This is a genomic window from Pseudomonas cerasi, from assembly GCF_027983475.1.
In the GTDB taxonomy this organism is placed as follows: Bacteria; Pseudomonadota; Gammaproteobacteria; order Pseudomonadales; family Pseudomonadaceae; genus Aquipseudomonas; species Aquipseudomonas cerasi.
In genome coordinates this window covers 1110237-1133779 of record NZ_JAQJVM010000001.1, presented here as the reverse complement: position 1 = coordinate 1133779, position 23543 = coordinate 1110237, and the positions used below count along the sequence as shown (strand labels likewise).

General features: G+C 62.3%; 6 protein-coding genes. 4 read left to right on the top strand and 2 right to left on the bottom strand.

Going from position 1 to position 23543, the window contains the following annotated elements; genetic code table 11:
* Nucleotides 1-22: 22 nt before the first annotated feature.
* The 4 genes from pvdO (at nucleotide 23) to PI739_RS04845 (ending at nucleotide 7855) form a co-directional block, all read left to right on the top strand.
* Nucleotides 23-889, top strand: a complete 867-nt coding sequence (gene pvdO, locus PI739_RS04860; protein WP_054081911.1) for a dihydropyoverdine dehydrogenase — start codon at nucleotides 23-25, stop codon at nucleotides 887-889.
* Between the two features lie 68 nt (nucleotides 890-957).
* On the top strand, nucleotides 958-2634 hold the full coding sequence (locus tag PI739_RS04855) for a cyclic peptide export ABC transporter (protein ID WP_187809641.1): 1677 nt from the start codon (nucleotides 958-960) through the stop codon (nucleotides 2632-2634).
* A 305-nt stretch (nucleotides 2635-2939) separates the two neighbouring features.
* Nucleotides 2940-5171: a TonB-dependent siderophore receptor gene (locus PI739_RS04850; protein WP_003433158.1), complete on the top strand. Its 2232-nt coding sequence runs from the start codon at nucleotides 2940-2942 to the stop codon at nucleotides 5169-5171.
* A 272-nt stretch (nucleotides 5172-5443) separates the two neighbouring features.
* Nucleotides 5444-7855, top strand: coding sequence for a TonB-dependent siderophore receptor (locus PI739_RS04845; protein WP_271351528.1), 2412 nt, complete (start codon nucleotides 5444-5446; stop codon nucleotides 7853-7855).
* Between the two features lie 589 nt (nucleotides 7856-8444).
* On the opposite strand, the gene PI739_RS04840 is transcribed toward PI739_RS04845, so the two are convergent.
* A complete protein-coding gene (locus PI739_RS04840) occupies nucleotides 8445-17075 on the bottom strand; it encodes a non-ribosomal peptide synthetase (protein ID WP_271351527.1) in 8631 nt (2876 codons plus the stop codon).
* Nucleotide 17076: 1 nt separating this feature from the next.
* Entirely contained in the window at nucleotides 17077-23535 is a 6459-nt protein-coding gene (locus PI739_RS04835) for a non-ribosomal peptide synthetase (RefSeq protein WP_271351526.1), read from the bottom strand.
* Nucleotides 23536-23543: the final 8 nt, after the last annotated feature.

The window sequence follows — 23543 nt, the reverse complement described above, 5'->3', positions numbered from 1 at the left end:
CCGTTTTCCATCGAGACCCGTCATGAAAAAAACATTGCTGCCCCTGTCCGCCCTGTTCGGCCTGTTGCTATGCGGTACCACCCTCGCCGCCACGCCAGCGGCAGCGCCCGCGCCCGGAAAAGTGTTCAAGGACTGCAAGGACTGCCCGGAAATGGTCGTGCTGCCTGCGGGCACCTTCACCATGGGTGCGCCCGAAGAGGAACTGGGTCGTCAGCCGGACGAAGGCCCGCTGCACGACGTGACCTTCGCCAAACCCTTCGCCATCAGCCGTTTTCAGGTGCTGAGCGGCGAGTGGAATGCCTATATCAAGAGCTCCGGCTACACGATGCCGGATGGCGATACCCGGCCAGGCCGCGAGTGCAAGGCCGGCAAGCCGCGCTACCCGCTGAGCCCGCGTCAGCCTGCAGTGTGCATGGACTGGAACGAAGCCAAGGCGTATGTCGAATGGCTGTCGAAAAAGACCGGCAAGTCCTACCACATGGTCAGCGAAGCCCAGCGAGAATACGCGGCACGCGGCGGCAGCAAGGGTTCGTTCCCGTTTCCGATGGACGAAGGCAAGCCCTACAGCATCGCCAAACATGCCAACACTTACGGCCCGGAAGACGGCTTCAGCTACACGGCACCCGCTGGCAGTTACAGCCCCAATGATTTCGGCATCTACGACGCCCACGGCAATGTCTACGAATGGACTGCCGATTGCGAGACCAGCAACTACAACGGCGCGCCCACCGATGGCAGCGCATGGCTGGCCGGTGATTGCACCTGGAAGATGATTCGCGGCAATGACTGGACCGAAGCGCCGATCTTCTCGCGCTCCGGCAACCGCAACAGCCGCCAGCCGGATGTACGGGGTGACTGGCTGGGTTTCCGGGTCGCCCGCGACCTTTGACCGATTTCATGCGCACCCTCGGCCGGCGATAGCCCACGCCGCACTCACGGACAATGACGAGACACACCATGACCCGCACAACTGAAAGCCTCGCCCGGGAAACCCTGAGAATCCTCAAGCCATTCTGGTGGCTGGTGGCGCTATCGACCGTGCTGGGGATTGTCAGCGGCCTGAGCGTCACCGGGCTGCTGGCCACCATCAACAACGCGATGAACATGCCCGGCGGGCCGGACACGCAGACCGCGCTGCTGTTCGCCGGATTGTGTGTGCTGACCCTGGCGTGCTCGACCCTGTCCAACCTGTCGACCAATTACGTCGGCCAGCGGGTCGTCGCCAACCTGCGCCGCGAGCTGGCAGCCAAGGTGCTGGTCGCGCCCATCGAGCAGCTGGAACGCTATCGCGCGCACCGCCTGATCCCGGTGCTGCTCAACGACGTCAACACCATCAGCACCTTTGCCCTGTCGGTCGCGCCGATGGTGATTTCGTTTACCGTCACCCTCGGCTGCCTGACCTATCTGGCCGTGCTGTCCTGGCAGATTCTGGCGCTGACGGCGCTCACCGTGGTGCTCGGCACCGGCGCGCAATACCTGGCGCATGCGTTTGGCATGCGCAGCATTCTAGCCGCGCGCAACAGCGAAGACGAATTGCAGAAGCACTACCAGGCGCTGTCCGCAGGCGCCAAGGAACTGCGCATCCAGCGCAAGCGTCGTCAGCACATGCTCGACGAGAAGATTCATGGGGCCACCGAACACATCTGCCGCTCGAACATTCGCGCTGCCAATATCTTCGTCAGCGCGGAAACCTTCGGCTCGATGCTGTTCTTCGCGGTGATCGGCATGGCCATCGCCTTTCAGGCGCTCTGGCCGACGACCGAAAAGACCGTACTGGGCGGCTTCGTGCTGGTGATGCTGTACATGAAAGGCCCGCTGGAGCGCCTGATCACTGCCCTGCCCGGCATCAGCCGTGCGCAGATCGCCATGCGCCGCATTGCCGAGCTGTCATGGAAATTCTCCAGCCCCGAACCGCACCTGCTGGTCAGTGACCGCCCGACGTCGCTGCCCAGCATGCACACGCTGGAGCTGCACAACCTGCGCTATGACTACCCGCCCGTCGAGGGCAGCGATGCCTTCCACCTCGGCCCGGTCGACCTGAGCATCAAACAGGGCGACATTGTGTTCATCGTCGGCGAGAACGGTTGTGGCAAGACCACGCTGATCAAGCTGCTGCTGGGCCTGTACACCCCGCAACAGGGTGAGATCCGCCTCAATGGCCAGCCCGTCAGCGCGGAAAACCTGGATGACTACCGCCAGCTGTTCACCACGATTTTCGCCGACTACTACCTGTTCGACGAGCCGTTGCAGGGGCAGGCCGCGCTGCCGCAGGACGCGGGCAAATACCTGGAGCGCCTGGACATCGCGCACAAGGTCAGGATCGAGAACGGTGCCTTCACCACCACCGATCTGTCGACCGGTCAGCGCAAGCGCCTGGCCCTGATCAATGCGTGGCTGGACGAGCGGCAGGTGCTGGTGTTCGACGAGTGGGCCGCCGATCAGGACCCGGCGTTCCGTCGCGTGTTCTACACCGAACTGCTGCCGGAACTGAAGCAGCAGGGCAAGACCATCATCGTGATCTCCCATGACGACCGCTATTTCTACGTCGCCGACCAGTTGGTGCGGATGCAGGCCGGGCAGATTCAGGTCGAACAGGTTCGCAACGAAACCCGCGATAAAACCATTACGGCGTGATTCACTCGCACCTGAAACGCCCCGCCCGGCCCGTCCGCGAGCGGGGCTTTTTTTGCCTGGCCGCTCCGCGCCACCCTCAATTGCTAGCCAAGCGCCATCTTTTTTCGTGGATTGTGAAAAAAACATTAAATAAACGTTATTCGCTTTCGTTCTCATTAACAGCGAATTGCGCGCCCAGCCATCTCTCGCGCAACGCCCCATAAAAAAGTGGCTCACGCCTGCCCGGTCGACGGCTGGACCCGACTGCGCAGGCCTGAACGACGCTCCCAATCTCCTTGCCGATACTCACTGGAAAGAGCCAATTCATGCACAACCCGTCACGACTCACCCCGCTCAGCAAAGCGTTGATGCTCAGTCAGATGTTCCGCTCCCGGCCATCCATGGCGGCCATGGGTCTTGCGCTGTGCATGCCGGTCGCCGGTCAGGCACAGGAAACCGTCGCAGACGATTCGAACACCACAAGCACCGTCAATCTGGCCCCGACTGCAATCGACTCGCATTACCTGGGCACCACCACCGACGGCACCGGTTCCTACACCACCGGCGCAGTGAGTATCGGCAAGGGTGCACCGCAATCGCTGCGCGAAACACCGCAATCGGTGAGCGTGGTGACTCGGCAAGTCATGGATGACAACAACCTCACCAGCCTCAGCGACGTGCTGGAAGACACCCCGGGTATCACTTTCCAGTACCGCAACTTCGGCGGTCACGTGTACACCTCGCGCGGCTTCTCGCTGCTGGCGGAAAGCTTCCTGGTCGACGGCATTGGCGGTCAGGGCTATCAGATCACCGGCTGGATGCAGCCGGACATGGCCATCTACGACCGTGTGGAAGTGCTGCGCGGCGCGTCAGGGCTGTTGGTCGGTGCCGGGCAGCCCGGCGGCGCGGTCAATCTGGTGCGCAAACGCCCGACTGCCGATAACAAATTCTCGATCACCACCCGCGCCGGTTCCTGGGACCAGTACCGGGTCGACCTGGATGGCAGCGGCAAGCTCAACGATTCAGGCACCCTGCGCGGGCGCATGGTCGCGGCCTACGATGACAGCGGCTCCTATCTGGATGGTCGCGACAGCCGCACGCCGCTGCTGTACGGCATCGTCGAAGCCGACCTGAGCGATGACACCACCCTCACCATGAGCCTGCGACGTCAGGAACAGGTCATCAACGGCTACTCGATCTATGGCCTGCCACGCTACAGCAACGGCCAGTCGCTGGGCCTGTCGCGCTCGACCAACCTGGCGCAGAAGTGGAATCGCCATGAAAGCGACATGACCGAGGTGTTCACCGAAGTCGCGCATCGCTTCAATGAGGACTGGACCAGCCGGACCTCGCTGACCTATTCCCAGGGTGGCTTCGACCAGAACATTGCCTACGCACGGGGCGCAGTGAATCCCGTGACGCTGGCGGGCTCCAACTTTCAGGGCACGCTGTTTCGCAAGGACGAGGTCGACAGCGTCGGTCTGAACAGCCAGCTGGAAGGCAACTTCAACGCGTTCGGCCTCGAACATCAGGTGACCCTGGGTGCCGACTGGTCGAAGCAGAACGCCAACACGCATCAGGCGACCGTGACCAGGCGCACCGCCGTCAACGTCTTCGATGTCGATCAGAGCGCTTTCGCCAAACCAGCCCGTCCAGCCTGGCAAACCGACATCGACACCACCGAAGAACGCGCGGGCCTGTACGCCAACACGCGCATTCACCTGAGCGAACCGTTGAGCGTGGTGCTTGGCACGCGCCTCAGCTGGTATGACTACAAGTACGACGTCAAAACCGGTGCGGCAAACAGTTACGAATCCAAGCAGACTCAGGAATTCACGCCGTTCGCGGGCGTCATCTATGACATCAACGACAGTTGGTCGTGGTACGCCAGTTATGCCGACATCTTCACGCCACAGGCCAACTACGTCTCCGCTGGCGGCTCGCCACTGGACCCGGCCATCGGCTCCAACTACGAAACCGGCTTCAAGGGTGAGCTATTCGACAAGCGCATGAACCTGTCGATGGCGCTGTTCTACATCAAGCAGAAAGATGTAGCCGCCGTTGATGTGAACACCACTGAACTGTGCCCTACCAGCTCCGACGGCTCCTGCTACCTGCAGGACGGCATCAGCCGCAGCAAGGGCGTCGATGTCGAGGCCAGCGGTGAGGTGTTACCGGGGCTGCAAGTGTTCGGCGGTTACACCTACAACATGCTGCGCAACAACGGTGATTCGGATGTGGCTTACGAAACACCGAAACACATGCTGCGCCTCAACACCAGCTACAACCTGCCGGGTGCCTGGAACCGCCTGACCCTGGGCGCCGGTGTGTCGGCGGATTCTGGTTACGAAGTGCCGTCCAACAAAGAGCTTGGCGTGGCCGGTCGGGCCATCTGGGATGCCAGGGCGTCGTGGAAACTGGACGAAAACTGGAAGGTGTCACTCAACGCCGAAAACCTGTTCGACCGCAAGTACTACACCACCTCGATCGCCACCGATCGCTCCAACGTCTACGGCGAACCGCGCAGCTACGTCCTGACACTGCGGGGGGATTTCTGATCTAAGTAAACGATAGGCGTGATTCTAGCGCCTACGCTCTGCATTCAGCGTTATATACAAGCCCGCTTTTGATTCTGGCCGAAGGCCGTGGGAGCGAACTTGTTCGCGAAGACTGTAGTTCAGACGATGCATTTTTGGACAACATACTGGCCCATGAGCGTTCGAGCGAGCGGAACGCTGGGGGCCGGGACACTCCGCAAACATCTGCATACCACCAACTCCACCGCAAATGCATTATCCTTCGCCATTGATCTCAACGAGCCATCCCTCCCATGCAAACATCCTCCAGCCGTCTGCGCACAGGCCGCGTGAAAACGCTCGGCCTGCGTCTGGGCAGTGTGGGGCTGGTGCTGGCGTTGAGTGTCCAGGGACAGGCGCTGGCGGAGGAGTTCGAGTTCGATATCCCGGCCCAGACGCTGAGCAGTGCCCTGAAGGAATTGGGCCGCCAGTGCGATCTGCAAATCCTCTACAACCCCGACGACCTGAACGGCAAGCTCAGCAGCCCGGTGCACGGCAGGCTGACGCCCGAACAGGCCGTCGCCGACCTGCTGAAAAAAGCCAACGTAGCGCACAGTCTTGAAGACAACACCCTGACCCTTGGCGCTGCTGCCTCCGCACAAACCATGAGCCTCGGGCCGGTGGCGATCAAGGGCGATTCGTTCGGCATCACCACCGAGGGCAGCGGCGCGTATTCGGCCACCGGCGTGAGCATCAACAAGACCGCTCAGTCGCTGCGCGAAACGCCGCAGTCGGTCACCGTCATGACCCGCCAGGTGATGGACGACAAAAACCTCACCGGCCTCGACGAGGTGATGGCACAAACGCCCGGCATCACCTTTTCCCAACGCAATTTCGGCTCTCATGTCTTCAGTTCGCGAGGCTTTGCGCTGGAGGACGAGAGTTACATCATAGATGGCGTGGCTGGTCAGGGTTACAGCGTGACCGGCTGGATGACCCCGGACATGGAAATCTACGACCGCGTCGAAGTGCTGCGCGGCGCGGCCGGTCTGCTGATTGGCGCAGGCAACCCCGGTGGCGCGGTCAATCTGGTCCGCAAGCGCCCGACCGCCCTGCCGCAGTTCTCGATTACCACCCGTGCAGGCAGCTGGGACAACTACCGGGTCGACCTGGATGGCAGCAGCAAACTCAACGATTCCGGCAGCATCCGCGGGCGTTTTGTAACGTCCTATGAAGACCGCGGCTATTTCACCGATGGTCTGCAGAAAACCGCGCCGTTGTTCTACGGCATCCTGGAAACCGACCTGAGCGAAGACACCACCCTGACCCTGGGCGTGCGCCATCAGAGCGCCGACACCCAAGGCTTTTCGATCTTCGGTCTGCCCCGCTACAGCAACGGCAAGGCCATCGACCTGCCGCGCTCGACGTCGCTGGCCCAGGACTGGAACCGCCACCAGACCCGCACTGACGAAGTGTTCAGCGAGCTGGAAACCCGCTTTGACGAAAACTGGAGCGGCACACTGTCGGCAACCCGCTCCGAGGGTGCTTTCGATCAGAAGGTGGCTTACGCACAGGGCGCCATCGACCCGGCGACGCAGAGCGGTTCCCGACTGGTCAGAACCCTGTTTCGCTCGGACGATATCCATAGCGATGGCGTCGACGCGCACCTGGATGGCCGGTTCGACGCCTTTGGCCTGAGTCACCAGTTGACCGTCGGCGGTAATGGGTCCGAACAGAAACGCGAGTCGCGCTATGCCACGGTCAACGCCAATCAGCCGCTGGCTATCTTCAACCCCGACCACGACGCGATTGCCGAACCTGTGCGCCCGGCCTGGCGCCGTACCGACTACAGCGACAAACGTTATGGCCTCTACAGCAACCTGCGTCTGAGCCTGACGGAATCGTTGAGCCTGGTGATGGGCGGCCGGGTCAGCAGCTATGACTATCAGACCACATCCGCAGGCGTAACCCGTCGCGCGCAGGAGGACAACCAGGTCACGCCGTTTGCGGGGGTCATCTACGACCTCAACCGGGACTGGTCGTGGTATGCCAGTTACACGGATATTTTCCTGCCGCAAAGCGCCTATCGAACGGCATCAGGCACGCTGCTTGATCCGGCCATCGGTGCCAGCCACGAAACCGGAATCAAGGGCGAACTGTTCGACAAACGTCTGAACGTGTCACTGGCGCTGTTTTATGTGAAGCAGAAGGACGTAGCCGTCGAGGATGACGCCAACGCCGGCCAGTGCCTGAGTAATGATGCCTATGGGACCTGCTACCTGAACGGTGATATCCGGCGCAGCAAGGGCGTCGACATGGAAATCAGTGGCGAGCCGTTACCGGGATTGCAGACCCTTGCCGGGTACACGTTCAACATCACCCGCGGCAGTGACGGACAGTCCATTTCAGCAGAAACACCCCGGCATATGCTGCGCCTGACCAGCAGCTACACCCTGCCCGGCGCCTGGCGTCGGTTGAGCGTCGGCGGCGGGGTTTCGGCGCAGAGCGGCTACTCGGAACACGAGTCGACCCAACCCATCGATAACGCTGGCCGGGCCATCTGGGATGCCCGGGTCGCGTGGAAAATCGACGAACACTGGTCGGTGGCGCTCAACGGCAACAACCTGCTGGATCGCAAATACTACAAGGCCACCGGCGACATCGACCGCGGTAACTATTACGGCGACCCGCGCAACTACGTCCTGACCCTGCGCGGTGATTTTTAAGCGACGCTTGCCCCTCGCGATCAACAGCGGACACCTGTCGTTCCTCTTACTCCAGCCCGGACACCTATCGTTCCTCACGCTCCGCGTGGAAATGCCGCGCGTGAAGCTCTGCGTCACAATCGATACCGCGCCACGCACTCAAGAGAGGACGCAGAGCGTCCAGAAAGGCATGCCCACGCTGGAGCATGGGCACGATGGTGCTCTTCAGGACGCGTCTCATCCCTCACACTCAAGCCCTGACCCTATCGTCCCGTACGCGCCAGCCAAGACACCCATCGCTCCTCGCACTCCAGCCCGGACACCTATCGTTCCTCACGCTCCGCGTGGGAATGCCGTGCGTGAAGCTCTGCGTCACAATCGATACCTCGCCACGCACTCAAGAGAGGACGCAGAGCGTCCAGAAAGGCATGCCCACGCTGGAGCATGGGCACGATGGTGCTCTTCAAAACGCGTCTCATCCCTCACACTCAAGCCCTGACCCTATCGTCCCGTACGCGCCAGCCAAGACACCCATCGCTCCTCGCACTCCATCCCGGACACCTATCGTTCCTCACGCTCCGCGTGGGAATGCCGTTCGTGACGCTCTGCGTCACACCAACCGCTCGGCGAGCCCCTGCAGAAATGCTTCAGCGATCACCAGGTTGTCGTGTCGTTGATCAATCGTCGTCGAGCTGCGCAGTCCGTTGACCGAGCACTGTTCCAGCAGCACTGCTTCAGCCTTGGCAATCTGCCCCGGTTTGCGGCTTTGCCCTGCCCACCAGCAATCGGCCTTTACATTGAGAGTCTTCAAGGTAAACGCCTGGCTGAGTTTCGCGTTGGCTTCCAGCAATGTGTAACCGGTTTCGATTTCGTCCTGCACCGCAATGTCCTGGAACATGCTGCGCAGGTTGTCGACGTTCATTGCGTGTTGCAGCGCGATCTGCTCGATCACTCGATCAATCACTTCACTCTCCCCGGTCACCGACTGCCGGGCCGTTTCGATCAGGTCGACAATGGTTTGCTCCTGCAAGCCCGGCACAAAGGCCTGCAGGCTCTTGATCAGGCCGCGGTAGTAGTTTTCGCCCTGCTGCTGCGTGGTGACGTGCGGGTCCTCTTCGACCCATTCCATGCCAGCCGATGTCGGTAGCTGGGTGTCGACCAGCCCGAGAAAGCTCACCACTTCGCCAGCGCGCTCCAGCACATGCGCGACCTCAATGGCCAGCGCGCCACCCATCGACCAACCCAGCAGGTTGTAAGGCCCGTGTGGCTGGGTCGTGCGGATCAGCTCGACGTAGTAATCGACCATGTCCGGCCACGACGTATCGAACCAGCCCGGCACCACATAGGCCTTGTTGACCAACCCGTAAACCCGTCGGCTGTCGCCCAATTTGCCCGCCAGCGGGTAATACGAATACGTGCCACCACCGCCCGGCGGCAGGCAGAACAGTGGCGCATGCGTCGAGCCATTGGCGTTCATGGCGATGACCGCCGATTTGACCCTGGCTTCATCGGCACGCATGAAATCAGCCAGCTCGCCCAGGGTCTGCAGCAACAGCAAGTCATGCAGCTTGATGGAGATATCGAACGTCTCGCGAATCCTGCCCGCCAGTGAAACCGCCAGCAGCGAGTGCCCGCCCAAGGCAAAAAAGTTGTCGTTGAGCCCGACCCGTTCGACGTGCAACACCTGCTCCCACAACTCAGCAAGACGCTGCTCGAATGCAGTGCGCGGCGCCACGTAACCCTGCTGTGAGCGGGCCACGTCCGGCTTCGGCAGTGCTCTGCGATCCAGCTTGCCATTGGCGGTCAGTGGCATCGAATCGATAAATACGAAGTAGCCCGGCACCATGTAATCCGGCACATGAGCCTTGAGATGAACCTGCAGACGCTCGCGCAGAACGTCCGGCGCATCAGCGGCATCGGTCGGCACCACATAAGCGACCAATTGCTTGCCGGACGTCCCGTCGATGTCGATCACCGTGGCTTCGCGCACGGCGGCATGCTCATGCAGACGCGCTTCGATTTCGCCCAGTTCGATGCGCAAGCCGCGAATCTTCACCTGATGGTCGATACGCCCGGCGTAGTCGATGACACCTGCGTCGCGATAACGCGCCAGATCGCCGGTGCGGTACAGCCTGCCGCCGCCCTGTTCGTCGAACGGGTCCGGCACAAAGCGCTCGGCCGTCAGTGCTGCACGGTTGTGATAACCACGCGCCAGACCGACGCCACCCAGGTACAACTCCGCCGCCACGCCCTGTGCAGCAGGCAGGAGGCCGTCGTCGAGAATATGGGTTTTCAGGTTGTCGATCGGCTGCCCGATCGGCACGCTGAGGATATCGTCGGTGCTACAAGTCCAATGGGTCACGTCGATGGCCGCTTCGGTCGGGCCATACAGGTTGTACAAACCGGCCTGCGGCAAGCGCTTGAGCACCTGAGCGGCCAGCTCGGCAGGCAGTGCTTCGCCGCTGCATACCACTCGGCGCAGCGTGTTACAGCTTTCCACCTGGGGATGAGTCATGAACGCCTGCAGCATTGACGGCACGAAATGCAGCGTCGTGACCTGATGCTCACGGATGGTCTGCACCAGCCGCTCGGGGTCGCGGTGATCACCCGGCAGCGCCATGGCCAGACGTGCGCCGGTCATCAGCGGCCAGAAGAATTCCCAGACCGATACGTCGAAACTGAACGGTGTCTTCTGCAGAACGGTATCGCTGCCATCAATTTTGTAAGCTTTCTGCATCCAGTGCAGACGGTTGACCAGCGCACGATGACTGTTGCCCGCGCCCTTGGGCTTGCCGGTCGAGCCGGAGGTGTAAATCACATAAGCCAGGTTCAATGGATGGCTGAGGTTGACCGGGTTGGCGGTGCTGTAACCGGCAAGCCAGTCGCCGTCCTGATCCAGGCACAGGCTCTGCACCTGAGGCGGAACAGGCAAACGCTCCAATAGCGCCGCTTGGGTCAACAGCAAACCGATACCGCTGTCCTGCATCATGTAGGCCAGACGATCCTCGGGGTAGTCCGGGTCCAGCGGCACGTAGGCACCACCGGCCTTGATGATCGCCAGCAGACCGATCACCAGTTCCAGGCTGCGCTCGACGCAAATGCCCACCAATACGTCCGGGCCAACGCCCGACTCACGCAGGCGATGCGCAAGCTGATTGGCGCGGGCGTTGAGTTGCGCGTAGCTCAGTTGTTCAGTAGCGAAAATCAGCGCCGGAGCGTCCGGCGTGGCGCATACCTGGGCTTCGATCAGGCTGTGCAGGCAGGCTTCACTGGGGAAGTCTGCAGCTGTGGCGTTCCACTCGCGCAGAACATGCTGCTGCTCACGGTCGCTCAACAGCGCCAGTTCGCCAAGCGCCGTCTGTGCGTCATGCGTCAGCGCCTGCAGGACCTGCTGGAAATGCGCCGACAACTGCGCCATGTGTTGCTCGCTGAACGCCTCGCGGGCGTAGCTGAAGCGCAGCGACAGGGTTTCGCCGAGATTGACCACCAGGGTCAGCGGATAATGCGTTTGCTCCTGCGTACGCAGGCCGCCGAACACCAGCCCGGGCGGCGCAGCCTGTTGCAGGGCTTCGGACACCGGGTAGTTTTCGAACACCAGAATGGTGTCGAACAGTGCCTCGCCAGCGCTGCGGGCCAAACGCTGAATCTCGTACAGCGGCGTGTGTTCATGCTCGCGCAAGGCGATGTTCTGCGCCTGGACCTGTTGCACCCACTCCGCTACCCGTTGCTCGGCACGCGGGCTGGCGATCACCGGCAGGGTATTGATGAACAGCCCGAGCTGCTCCTCGACACCCGGCAGATCAGCCGGACGCCCGGCCACGGTTGCGCCGAAGGTGACGCTGGACTGCCCCGTATAGCGTTGCAGCACCAGCAGCCAGGCCGATTGCACCAGCGTATTGAGGGTCACGCGCTGCTCACGGGCAAACTCGCTCAGTTGATGGGTGTTCTCGGCGTCGATCAAGTGCAGGTAATCACCGTGCCCCTGGCCGTTCTCAGGCGCCTTGAAGGCCTGAACCAGCCGCGTGGGCTCATCGAGTCTGGCGAGTTGATCGGTCCAGAAACGCTCGCTGAGCCCGGCATCCTGGCGCTGCAACCATTCGATGTAATCGCGATAGCGGCTGACCTGCCTCGGCTGTGTCTGGCCGCTATAGCGTTGCAGCACTTCACCGAGCAGGCGCGAGCTGCTCCAGCCATCCATGAGGATGTGATGGCTGGTGTAAATCAGCTGATGGCTCTGCTCGCCGGTGCGCAATACGGCCAGGCGCAGCAACGGCCCGTGGGCCAGCTCGAAACCCTGCCGGCGGTCGGCATCGGCCCATTGGTCGATCCAGCCGGACGACTGCGTCCGGGCATCCAGCTCGACAAAAGGCATGCGCACATCACGCAAGACCACTTGCAGCGCTGGCTGCAGATGGCTGATGAAAGCACTGCGCAGCACCTCATGGGCATCCAGCGTGGCCTGCCAGGCGGCGCGGAAACGCGGCACGTCCAGGCCACTGACCTCAATGCGCATCTGATTGATGTAATTGCCCGCCTCCTGCTCGAACAAGGTGTGGAACAGCATGCCCTGCTGCATCGGTGCCAGCGGGTAGAGGTCTTCGATCTGCCCGGCAGGTATCGGCAAACGGCTTAACTGCGACTGACTGAGGCACGCCAGCGGGAAGTCCGACGGGGTCACCCCCGCCACGCCTTCGGTGGTGCAATGGGCAATCAGCTGTTGCAATTCGGCGGTGTACTCATCGGCCAGGCGCTGCATGGTGTCGCGCTCGAACACCGCGCCACTGAAGGTCCAGCTCAGCCGCAGCTCACCGGCATAGACCTGACCGTTGATGCTGATCGGCGCAGCCAGCGGCGCAGCGGCACTCTGTGAGGCACCGCTGCTGTCGGCGGAGGGTGTGAACAGTGCCTGCGGTGCGTCGAAGCTGCCGTCGAACTGCCCCAGGTAATTGAACACGATGCTGCCCAGCGGCAAGGCTTGCAGGGTCTGCCGCGCCGATTCGCGGCCCAGGTAACGCAACGCGCCGTAACCGATGCCCTTGTCGGGCACTGCGCGCAGTTGCTCTTTGATGGTCATGATCGAATCGGCCAGCGAGGCCTGTGGGGTGAGCCTGACCGGGTACACATTGCTGAACCAACCCACCGTGCGGCTCAGGTCCAGTGCGTCGAACAGGTCTTCGCGACCATGGCCTTCGAGACGAATCAGTGCATGGGGCTGCGCGGTCCAGCGACTGACCACCCGCGCCAGCGCGGTCAGCAGCAGGTCATTGATCTGCGTGCGGTAGGCCGCCGGGGCGTCCTGCAGCAGTTGCCGGGTCAGCTCGCCATTGAGTTGCGTGACCACCGACAGCGCGTGCTGCTGTTGCTGGCCGCCATGCGGATGATCAAACGGCAAGGCGTCGCTGACGTCCTGCAATTGCGCCTGCCAGTAGCCCAACTCCTGCTCCAGCGCCGGGCTTTGCGCGTAGGCCTGCAAGTGCTCGGCCCAGCTTTTCAGCGAACTGGTTTTCGCCGGCAGCAGCGCTGGCTGACCTGCTGCCAGGGCGATGTACGCCTGTTGCAGGTCTTCCAGCAACACCCGCCATGACACACCGTCCACCAGCAGATGATGAATCACCAGCAGCAGGCGCTGTTCGCCTTGTGGCAGGTCGATCAGCACGGCACGCAGCAGCGGCCCGTTTTTCAGGTCCAGGCTACGTTGCGCTTCATCGGCCAGCTCAGACAAACGCTCGATGCTGTCCAGCTCATGGGTCCAGAGCAGCTCACGAGTGTTCTGCGTGCCGAAGGTGGCCAGCCATTGGCCGTCCTGTTGGGAGAAACCCAAACGCAACGCGTCGTGCTGTTCGACCAACGCCGTCAATGCCGACTGAAGACAAGAGGCCTCCAGCGTTTGCAGAGGCTTGAGCATCAGCGCCTGATTCCAGTGCTGACGCTCGGGGATGTCCAGCTCGAAGAAACGCGCCTGAATCGGCAGCAACGGCAACGAACCGCTGATCTGCTCCGCCACGGAGGCGGGCTTTTTCTGAATCAGTTTCGCCACCGAAGCCAGTTGGCCGATGGTCTGTCTTTCGAACAATTGCTTGGGGCTGAGCTTGATGCCCTGACGCTTGGCGCGGGCGATGATCTGCAGACTGAGGATCGAATCGCCGCCCAGCTCGAAGAAGTTGTCGGTGCTGCCCACCTGTTCCAGCTTGAGGACATCCGCCCACACGGCGGCGAGCTTTTCCTCGATCTCGCCGACTGGCGCGGTGTAGCGCTGTTTGACCACGCCAGGCTTGGGCAAGGCGCGCTTGTCGAGCTTGCCGTTGGCGGTCAGTGGCAGACTGTCCAGCAGCATGATCTGCGCGGGCATCAGATACTCGGGCAAGCGCGCCGCCAGTTGCTCACGCAGTTTGTCGACGTTGAGGCTCGTGCCGGCTGCCGCGACGCAATAGGCCACCAGTTGCAGACGTGTTTCATCGCTTTCCAGCGGCTGCGCCAGCACCACGGCGTCGGCCACGTTTTCCAGGGTTTGCAGAAGCCGGCCGACCTCGCCCGGTTCGACCCGGTAACCGCGGATTTTCACCTGATCGTCAGCACGGCCGAGGTATTCCAGCACGCCATCCACCCACCGCGCGCGGTCGCCTGCACGGTACAAACGCTGACCGTTGGCGTCCGGGTCCGGCACAAAGCGTTCGGCGGTCATTGCCGCACGGCCCAGATAGCCCTGCGCCAGCCCGCGACCGCCCAGATACAGTTCACCGGCCACCCGTTCGGCCACCGGATTGAGGTAAGCGTCCAGCACCCGCGCCTTGCCGTTGGCCAGCGGCTGACCGACCGGCACACTACGGCAGGCACTGAGGTGCCCGGCCACTTCGTGGGTCAGGATACCGACCGTGGTTTCGGTCGGGCCGTAGTGGTTGATGATCCGGCAGCCCGGCTTGAGCGCACGCACCTGCTCGATCAACGCCCAGGCGCTGGCCTCGCCACCCAGAATGAGCACTTGCCCAGGCAGCACGTCCGCCGGGTTGGCGGCCTGCAGCAGGCCCTGCAAATGGCTGGGCACGATTTTCAGCACTTCAACCTGATGCTCGGCCATGTAACGCGCAAAACCGTCAGGGTCGAACGCCTGCTCGTGCGACAGCAGGTGCAGCGGTCGGCCGGACGCCAGCGCACCGAACAACAGCGTATGCCCCAGGTCGGCAGCGACCGTCGACACCATCGCCATGCTCGCCCCTTCATTCAACGCCAGACGCTCAAGCACGCCCTGCACATAGTTGGCCAGCGCGCCGTGGCTGACCACCACCCCCTTGGGCTGCCCGGTGGAGCCGGAGGTGTAGATGATGTACGCCGCTTGCCCAGACAGCACCCGAACATCCAGCGCCCCGCTATCGACAGCGGCCCACAGCGCAGCATCGAACGCCAGCACCGGGCACACGCCCAACCGCGCGGCCTTGTCATCATCGGGGGCATGCACCAGCAGCACCGCGCCGCTGTCACGGGCCAGTTGCTGCAAGCGCTCGAACGGTTGCGCGCTGTCCAGCGGCAAGTACACCGCGCCCAGTTTCAGCACCGCCAGCAGGCTGACCACCCATTCCACGGAGCGGTCCAGACACAGCGCGACGGTCATGCCCGGCTTGATGTCCTGGGCGTGCAGGTAGCGGGCGAATTGGTTACTGCGTGTCTCAAGCTCGTCAAAGCTCAACACCTGCTGACCCACACGCAACGCGGTGTTGCCACGCCCGGCACGCAGGCCCTGTTGCCAGAGGCTGAGGAAATCGGGGCAGGCAACGTCCTGGGTTTGCTCGGCGACCGGCGACGATAAGGCGTGTGGATGATCGGCCAGACGCCGGTCGGTGTCCGAGACCAGTGCTTGCAGCACGCTGCGCAACGCTTCGGCGATACGCTCGATGCTCTGCGCTTCGAACAGGTCGGTGGCGTAGGTGAAATAACCGCGTATCCCTTCGGGCGTGTCGGTGAAGTCGAAGGCCAGATCGAAACGCGCATCGCTGCTGCCCATCGGGAACTCATCGACCGTCAGGCCCGACACGCGCTGCCCGCTGCCATCGGCCGCCAGCACGTGCTGATTGATCTTGAACTGGAACAGCGGGTTGTGGTCCGGATTGCGCTCCGGTGCCAAGGCATCCACCAGATGCTCGAACGGCAGTTCCTGATGCGACTGCGCGCCCGTCACCACCTGCTTGACCTGATCCAGCAGCTCGGCAAAGCTCTGCCGCTCATCCACCTGCACGCGCAGCACCTGAGTGTTGATGAAAAAGCCGATCAGCCCTTCCAGCTCGCTGCGTGTGCGCCCGGCATTGGGTGCGCCGATGCGGATGTCGGACTGCCCGCTGAAGCGCGACAGCACCACCGACAGCGCCGCCAGCGTCACCATGAACAGGGTCTGGCCATTGTTGCGCGCCAGGCTTTTCAGTTGCGTGGACAATTGCTGCGGCAGGTCGACGCGCACCATCGCACCGCGATGGCTCGGTTGCAGCGGACGCGGATGATCCAGTGGCAGGCTCAGTAACGGATGTTCGCTGCCCAGTTGCTGTTTCCAGTAGTCCAGCTGCCGCTCGCCCTCCCCGGCCTCCAGCCAGGCGCGTTGCCAGATCGCGTAATCTGCGTACTGAATCGCCAGCTCGGGTAACGAAATCGGCTGTCCGGATACCTGAGCCTGATACAACTGCACGAACTCGCGAATCAGCACTTCGCCGGACCAGCCATCGGACACCACGTGATGCATGCACACGGTCAGTACGTGTTCGCTTTCACTCAGTTGGAACAGCTTGACCCGCAGCAGCGTGCCGCTCAGCAGGTCGAAGGGCTTTTGCAACTCGGCGCGCACCTGCTGCTCGATGTCTGCGGGCGCCACCGACGCGAACTCGAGAGCGACTGTAGCCTGTTCGAGAATCTCCTGATAGAACACGCCATCCTCTGAAACGAAGCGGGTGCGCAGGGTTTCATGGCGTTGCACCAGCCGCTCCAGCGCTGCGCTCAGCGCCTGCCGGTCCAGTGCGCCTTTCAAACGCACCGCCAAAGGCACGTTGTAGGCTGCGTTGCCCGGCTCCATCTGCCAGAGGAACAGCATGCGCTGCTGCGCGTAAGACAGCGGAATACGCGCTGCGGCATGCCGGGTCACGGCGATGGGCAGCAGTTTGAAGCTCTGTCCGGTCTCATGCATTTTGGCGAGGATCTGGCGCCGCTGTTCGACGGGCAGGCCGACGAAACGCTGGGCAATACGCTCTGCTGCAGACTTGTCCATGTCAGATACCCGCCATTTCATTCATCATTTTTTCAATATCGGACAAGCCGTCCTCGGTCAGCGACAGGCCACTGCCGGCGAAGGCCTGAATAAATTCGTTCAGTTGCGGTTTCTCGAAGATCAGGCGCAGCGGAGTGTCGATTCCCAGGCCGGTGTGGATTCTGGAAATCAGCTGCGTCGCCAACAGCGAGTGACCACCCAGCTCGAAGAAATCATCGCTCAGCCCGACACGCTCGACTTTCAGCACATCGGCCCAGATCGCCGCCATCTGCTGTTCCTGCTCGGTACAGGGTGCGACGTACTGGCGCTGCAACTGGCTGGCGTCCGGCTTAGGCAGTGCCTTGCGATCGAGCTTGCCGTTGGCGCTCAGCGGCATTCTGTCCAGCACGATGAAATGCGTGGGCACCATGTAATCCGGCAGCGATTCCTTGAGACAGACCTTGAGCGCATCACGCAACTGATCGTCGTGGTGCCCGACCACCAGATACGCCGCCAGCTGTTTGCCGGACGGGCCTTCAACGTCGATCACCACCGCCTCATGAACGCTGTCGTGCTCCAGCAGGCTGGCTTCGATTTCGCCCAGTTCGATGCGCAAGCCGCGAATCTTCACCTGATGGTCGATACGCCCGGCGTAGTCGATAACACCTGCGTCGCGATAACGCGCCAGATCGCCGGTGCGGTACAGCCTGCCGCCGCCCTGCTCGTCGAACGGGTCCGGCACGAAACGCTCGGCCGTCAGTGCTGCACGGTTGTGATAACCACGCGCCAGACCGACGCCCCCCAGGTACAACTCCGCCGCCACGCCCTGTGCAGCTGGCAGCAGACCGTCGTCGAGGATATGGGTTTTCAGGTTGTCGATCGGCTGCCCGATCGGCACGCTGAGGATATCGTCGGCGCTACAAGTCCAGTGGGTCACGTCGATGGCTGCTTCGGTCGGACCGTACAGGTTGTACAAACCGGCCTGCGGCAAACGCTTAATCACCTGAGCGGCCAGCTCGGCAGGCAGTGCTTCACCGCTGCATACCACTCGGCGCAGCGTGTCACAGCTTTCCACCTGGGGATGAGTCATGAACGCCTGCAGCATCGACGGCACAAAGTGCAGCGTCGTGACCTGATGCTCGCGGATGGTCTGCACCAGCCGCTCGGGGTCGCGGTGATCACCCGGCAGCGCCACGGCCAGACGCGCGCCGGTCATCAGCGGCCAGAAGAATTCCCAGACCGACACGTCGAAACTGAACGGCGTCTTCTGTAGAACGGTATCGCTGCCATCAATTTTGTAAGCTTTCTGCATCCAGTGCAGACGGTTGACCAGCGCACGATGACTGTTGCCCGCGCCCTTGGGTTTGCCGGTTGAGCCGGAGGTGTAAATCACATAAGCCAGGTTCAATGGATGGCTGAGGTTGACCGGGTTGGCGGTGCTGTAGCCCTCCAGCCAGTCGCCGTCCTGATCCAGGCACAGGCTCTGTACCTGAACCGGCAAACGCGCCAATAGCGCCGTCTGGGTCAACAGCAAACCGATGCCGCTGTCCTGCATCATGTAGGCCAGACGATCCTCGGGGTAGTCCGGGTCCAGCGGCACGTAGGCGCCACCGGCCTTGATGATCGCCAGCAGACCGATCACCAGTTCCAGGCTGCGCTCGACGCAGATGCCCACCAATACGTCCGGGCCAACGCCCGACTCACGCAGGCGATGCGCAAGCTGATTGGCGCGGGCGTTGAGCTGTACGTAGCTCAGTTGTTCAGTGGCGAAAACCAGCGCCGATGCGTCCGGCGTGGCGCGCACCTGGGCTTCGATCAGGCTGTGCAGGCAGGCTTCGTTGGGGAAGTCTGCAGCGGTAGCGTTCCAGTCGTGAAGAATCTGCTGCCGTTCAGCCACGTCGAGCATCGGCACTTCGGCAATGCGCTGTGCGGCATTGGCGCAGATGGCCTGCAACAAGGCCAGCCAGTGCCCGGCCATGCGCTCGATGGTGCGCGGGTCGAACAACGCTGTCGCATAGGTCAGGCCAGCGCTCAGGCCACCGTCATGTTCGGCAGTGTTGAGGGTCAGGTCGAACTGCGCCGGGTAACTGTCCGGCAGCAGCGCTTCGACCTGCAGACCGGGCAGCGCGCGGACGTCGGCGCTGGCCTGGCTCTGGTGATTGAACATCACCTGAAACAGCGGGCTGTGGCTAAGGCTGCGCTGTGGCTGCAGGGCTTCGACCAGTTGCTCGAATGGCAGCTCCTGATGCGCCTGGGCTTGCAGGGCGGTGTATTTGACCTGCTGCAGCAACTCATTGAACGTCGTATGCACGTCAAACTCGGCGCGCAGCACCTGTGTGTTGACGAAGAAGCCGATCAGGCCTTCGGTTTCAGCGCGGTTGCGGTTGGCAATCGGCACGCCGACGCGAATATCCGACTGGCCACTGTGACGGTGCAGCAGGCTCTGGAATGAGGCCAGCAACAGCATAAACAGAGTCACGCCCTGTTGCCGCGCAACCTGCTTCAAGCCATCGATCAGCGCAGGCTCAAGCTCGACTGCCAGACGCGCACCGGCATGGCTTTGCACCACTGGCCTCGGATAATCGGCGGGCAGCTCCAGAATCGGCTGCTGATCGCCCAATTGCTGCTTCCAGTAATCCAGCTGCCGGGCCTGCTCGCCAGCCTCCATCCAGGTCCGCTGCCACAGTGCGTAGTCGGCGTATTGCAGGTCCAGCGCGGTCAGGCTCACCTCACGGCCCTGACTGTAGCCCTCGTAAAGGCGCACCAGTTCATCGACCATGATCGGCATCGACCAGCCATCGGAGACGATGTGATGCTGAGTCAGAATCAGCACATGCTCATCGGTGTTGAGGTTCAGCAAGCGGACCCGCAACAGCGGTCCCTGCTCCAGATCGAACGGGCGCTGCATTTCCTGCTGCACGCAAGCTTCAAGAGTCTGGCCGCTGGGCAGCGACTCGACAGACAGGATCAAGGCACGTGGCGGGTGGATGATCTGCAGCGCCTGCTCGCCCTGCTGGCGGAAGGTCGTACGCAGGGTTTCGTGACGGGCAATCAGCGCGCTGAAACTGTGCTCCAGCGCAGCGATGTCCAGCGAACCGCGCAGGCGCAGGGCTGCGGGAATAATGTACGCGGTGTTCTGCGGATCAAGCTGCCAGAGGAACCACTGACGCTGCTGCGCGTAAGACAGCCCCAGCGGCTGCGTGCGGTCGGCCTTGATGAAGCGCGGCGCGTCGTTGCCCTGCCCTGCGCCGGCTGCCAGCGCGAAGGCCGCCAGATCACGCGCTTCGAACAAGTCGCGTAACGACAACTCGACGTCCAGTTGCTGACGAATACGCGAAATCACCTGAGTGGCCAGCAACGAATGCCCACCCAGCTCGAAAAAGTTGTCACTGCGTCCGACCCGCTCGAGTTTCAACACGTCGGCCCAGATCGCTGCCAGTTGCTGCTCCAGCTCGCCTTGCGGGGCGCTGTAGGTGGCCTGCAACTGACTGGCGTCCGGCGCAGGCAACGCCTTGCGGTCCAGCTTGCCATTGGCGGTCAACGGCATGCTGTCGAGAACGATGAAATGGGTAGGCACCATGTAATCGGGCAAGTGCGCTCTGAGTTGGCTTTTCAGCGTTTCACGCAGGGTTGGCTGATCCTGATCAGGCTCGGTAGGCACCAGGTACGCCGCCAACTGCCCTTCCAGCGCCAGCACGCTCACTTCACGCACCGCCGGGAGCGCATGCAGCCGCGCTTCGATTTCGCCCAGTTCGATACGAAAGCCGCGAATCTTCACCTGGTGGTCGATACGCCCGGCGTATTCGATGGTTCCGGCAGCGCGATAACGCGCCAGGTCGCCGGTGCGGTAGAGGCGGCCACCATCATTGGAGAACGGGTCCGGCACAAAGCGTTCGGCGGTCAGCGCGGCGCGGTGATGGTAGCCCCGCGCCAGACCGGCATGGCCGATGTGCAGTTCGCCGCTGCAACCCAGGGCAACCGGGTTGAAATCAGCATCCAGCACATACCACGACAGGTCGGGAATCGCCTCGCCAATCGGGCTGGCCGGGTTCTGCGTGTCGGCCAGCGTGATTGGTCGATAGCTCACGTGCACCGTGGTTTCAGTGATGCCGTACATGTTGATCAGTTGTGGCGCTTGATCGCCAAAGCGCTCGAACCACGGCTTCAGGCTGGCGACGTCCAGTGCCTCGCCGCCAAAGATGACTTTCTGCAACGACAGCGGTAGCGACGAATCGCAGGCCACACGCATCAGTTGCTTGAACGCCGACGGTGTCTGGTTGAGCACCGTGACCTGCTGTTCGACCAGCAGCGCGTGGAAATCTTCCGGCGAGCGGGTTACTTCGCGCGGCACGATGACCAGTCGGCCGCCATGCAGCAGCGCGCCGAAAATCTCCCAGACCGAGAAGTCGAAGGCAAAGGAATGGAACAGCGTCCACACGTCCTTTTCGCTGAATGTGAACCAGTCATCCGTCGCCGCGAACAGGCGCATCAGGTTGTGATGGGCGAGCAAGGTGCCTTTTGGCTTACCGGTCGAGCCCGAGGTGTAGATCACGTAGGCCAGGTTGTCCGGCGCGGTCTGGCTGATCGGGTTATCGGTGCTGTAGTCGTTCAGCGCATCAGCCAGATCCAGGGTTTGAACGTGTGCAGGAATCGGCAACTGACCCAGCAAATGCGCTTGAGTCAGCAACAATTCGATACCGCTGTCCTGCATCAGAAAGCTCAGGCGATCCTGCGGGTAATCCGGGTCCAGCGGCACGTAAGCGCCACCGGCCTTGAGGATAGCCAGCATCCCCACAATCATCTCCAGACTGCGCTCGGCGGCCAGCCCGACGCGCATGTCCGGGCCAACGCCCTGTTCACGCAGTTTATGGGCGAGCTGGTTGGCGCGGCGGTTGAGCTGTTGATAGCTCATCTGCTCGGCACCAAAGCTCAGAGCGATGGCCAGCGGCGTGCGCTCGGCCTGGATTTCAATACGTTGATGGGCACAATAATCGCTTGGGTAAACCGCAATGTCGCGGTTCCAGTCGCGCAGGGTGTCTTGCCGTTCATCGACGCTCAACAGCGGCAGGTCGGCGATGCGTTGGTTGACGTCGCGGCACATGCCGCTCAGCAGGTTGCGCCAGTGCCCGGCCATGCGCTCGATGGTCGATGCGTCGAACAGGTCGGTGGCGTAGGTCAATGCGGCTGTCAGGCCGTCCGGGCGTTCGCAAGTGTCGAGGGTCAGGTCGAACTGCGCGGTGTGCTTGTCGGACACCTGATATTCCAGACGCAGCCCTGCCAGCTCACGGGTCTGGTTGTGGCCTTCGCTCTGGTGGTTGTAGGCCACCTGGAACAGCGGGCTGCGGCTCAGGTCGCGCTGCGGCTGCAAGGCTTCGACCAGTTGCTCGAACGGCAGGTCCTGATGCGCCTGCGCCTGTACGGCGGTGTGTTTGACCTGCTGCAATAGCTCGGCCACGGATGTCTGCGTGGTGAATTCAGCCTTGAGCACCTGGGTGTTGACGAAGAAGCCGATCAGCCCCTGGGTTTCGCTGCGGGTACGGTTGGCGACCGGCACGCCGACGCGTATATCAGCCTGACCGCTGTAGCGATGCAGCAGGGTCTGCAACGAGGCCAGCAACAGCATGAACAGGGTGATGCCCTGTTGCCGCGCCAGCACCTTGAGGCCGTCAAGCAGCGCAGCGTCCAGCTCGACGTTAAGCCGCGCACCTTGGTAACTGCGCAGCGCAGGACGCGGCCGATCAGTGGGCAATTCCAGAATCGGCTGTTGCTCGCCCAGTTGCTGCTTCCAGTACGCCAGCTGGCGTTCCTGTTCACCCATTTCCAGCCAGTTGCGCTGCCAGAGGGCGTAGTCGGCGTACTGGATCGGCAAAGGCGCCAGCTTGACCTCGCGACCGAGGCTGGCGGCCTGGTAGAACTGCATCAACTCCTCGACCATGATCGGCATCGACCAGCCATCGGAGACGATGTGGTGCTGGGTCAACACCAGTACATGCTCCTGCCCGCTCAGCCTGAGCACGTTGACCCGCAGCAGCGGCCCTTGCAGCAGATCGAAAGGCTGCTGCACGTGGCGATCCACCCAGGCTTCAACGGACTCGCCAGCCGCCAGTTGCTCGACACCGAGCGCAAAAGGCGATACCGGATGCACCACCTGCAGCGCTTCATCGCCCTGCTGTTCAAACGTGGTGCGCAGCGTTTCGTGACGCTCGATCAGTTGCTCCACACTGCGCCGCAATGCCTCGACATTCAGCGCGCCGTGCAGGCGCAACGCCAGCGGAATGTTATAAGCCGCGCTGTGCGGTTCCAGTTGCCAGATGATCCATTGCCGCTGCTGCGCGTAGGAGAGCGCGGACGGCACCTGCGTCTCCCGCACTGCGATCGGCGTGACCCCGTAGAGATTCACCCCTTGACGCTTGAGCAGCACCGCCAGCGCCTTGCGTTCACGGGCGGACAGCGATTTAACGGAGTCAAGCAACTGTTGCACTGGGGTCT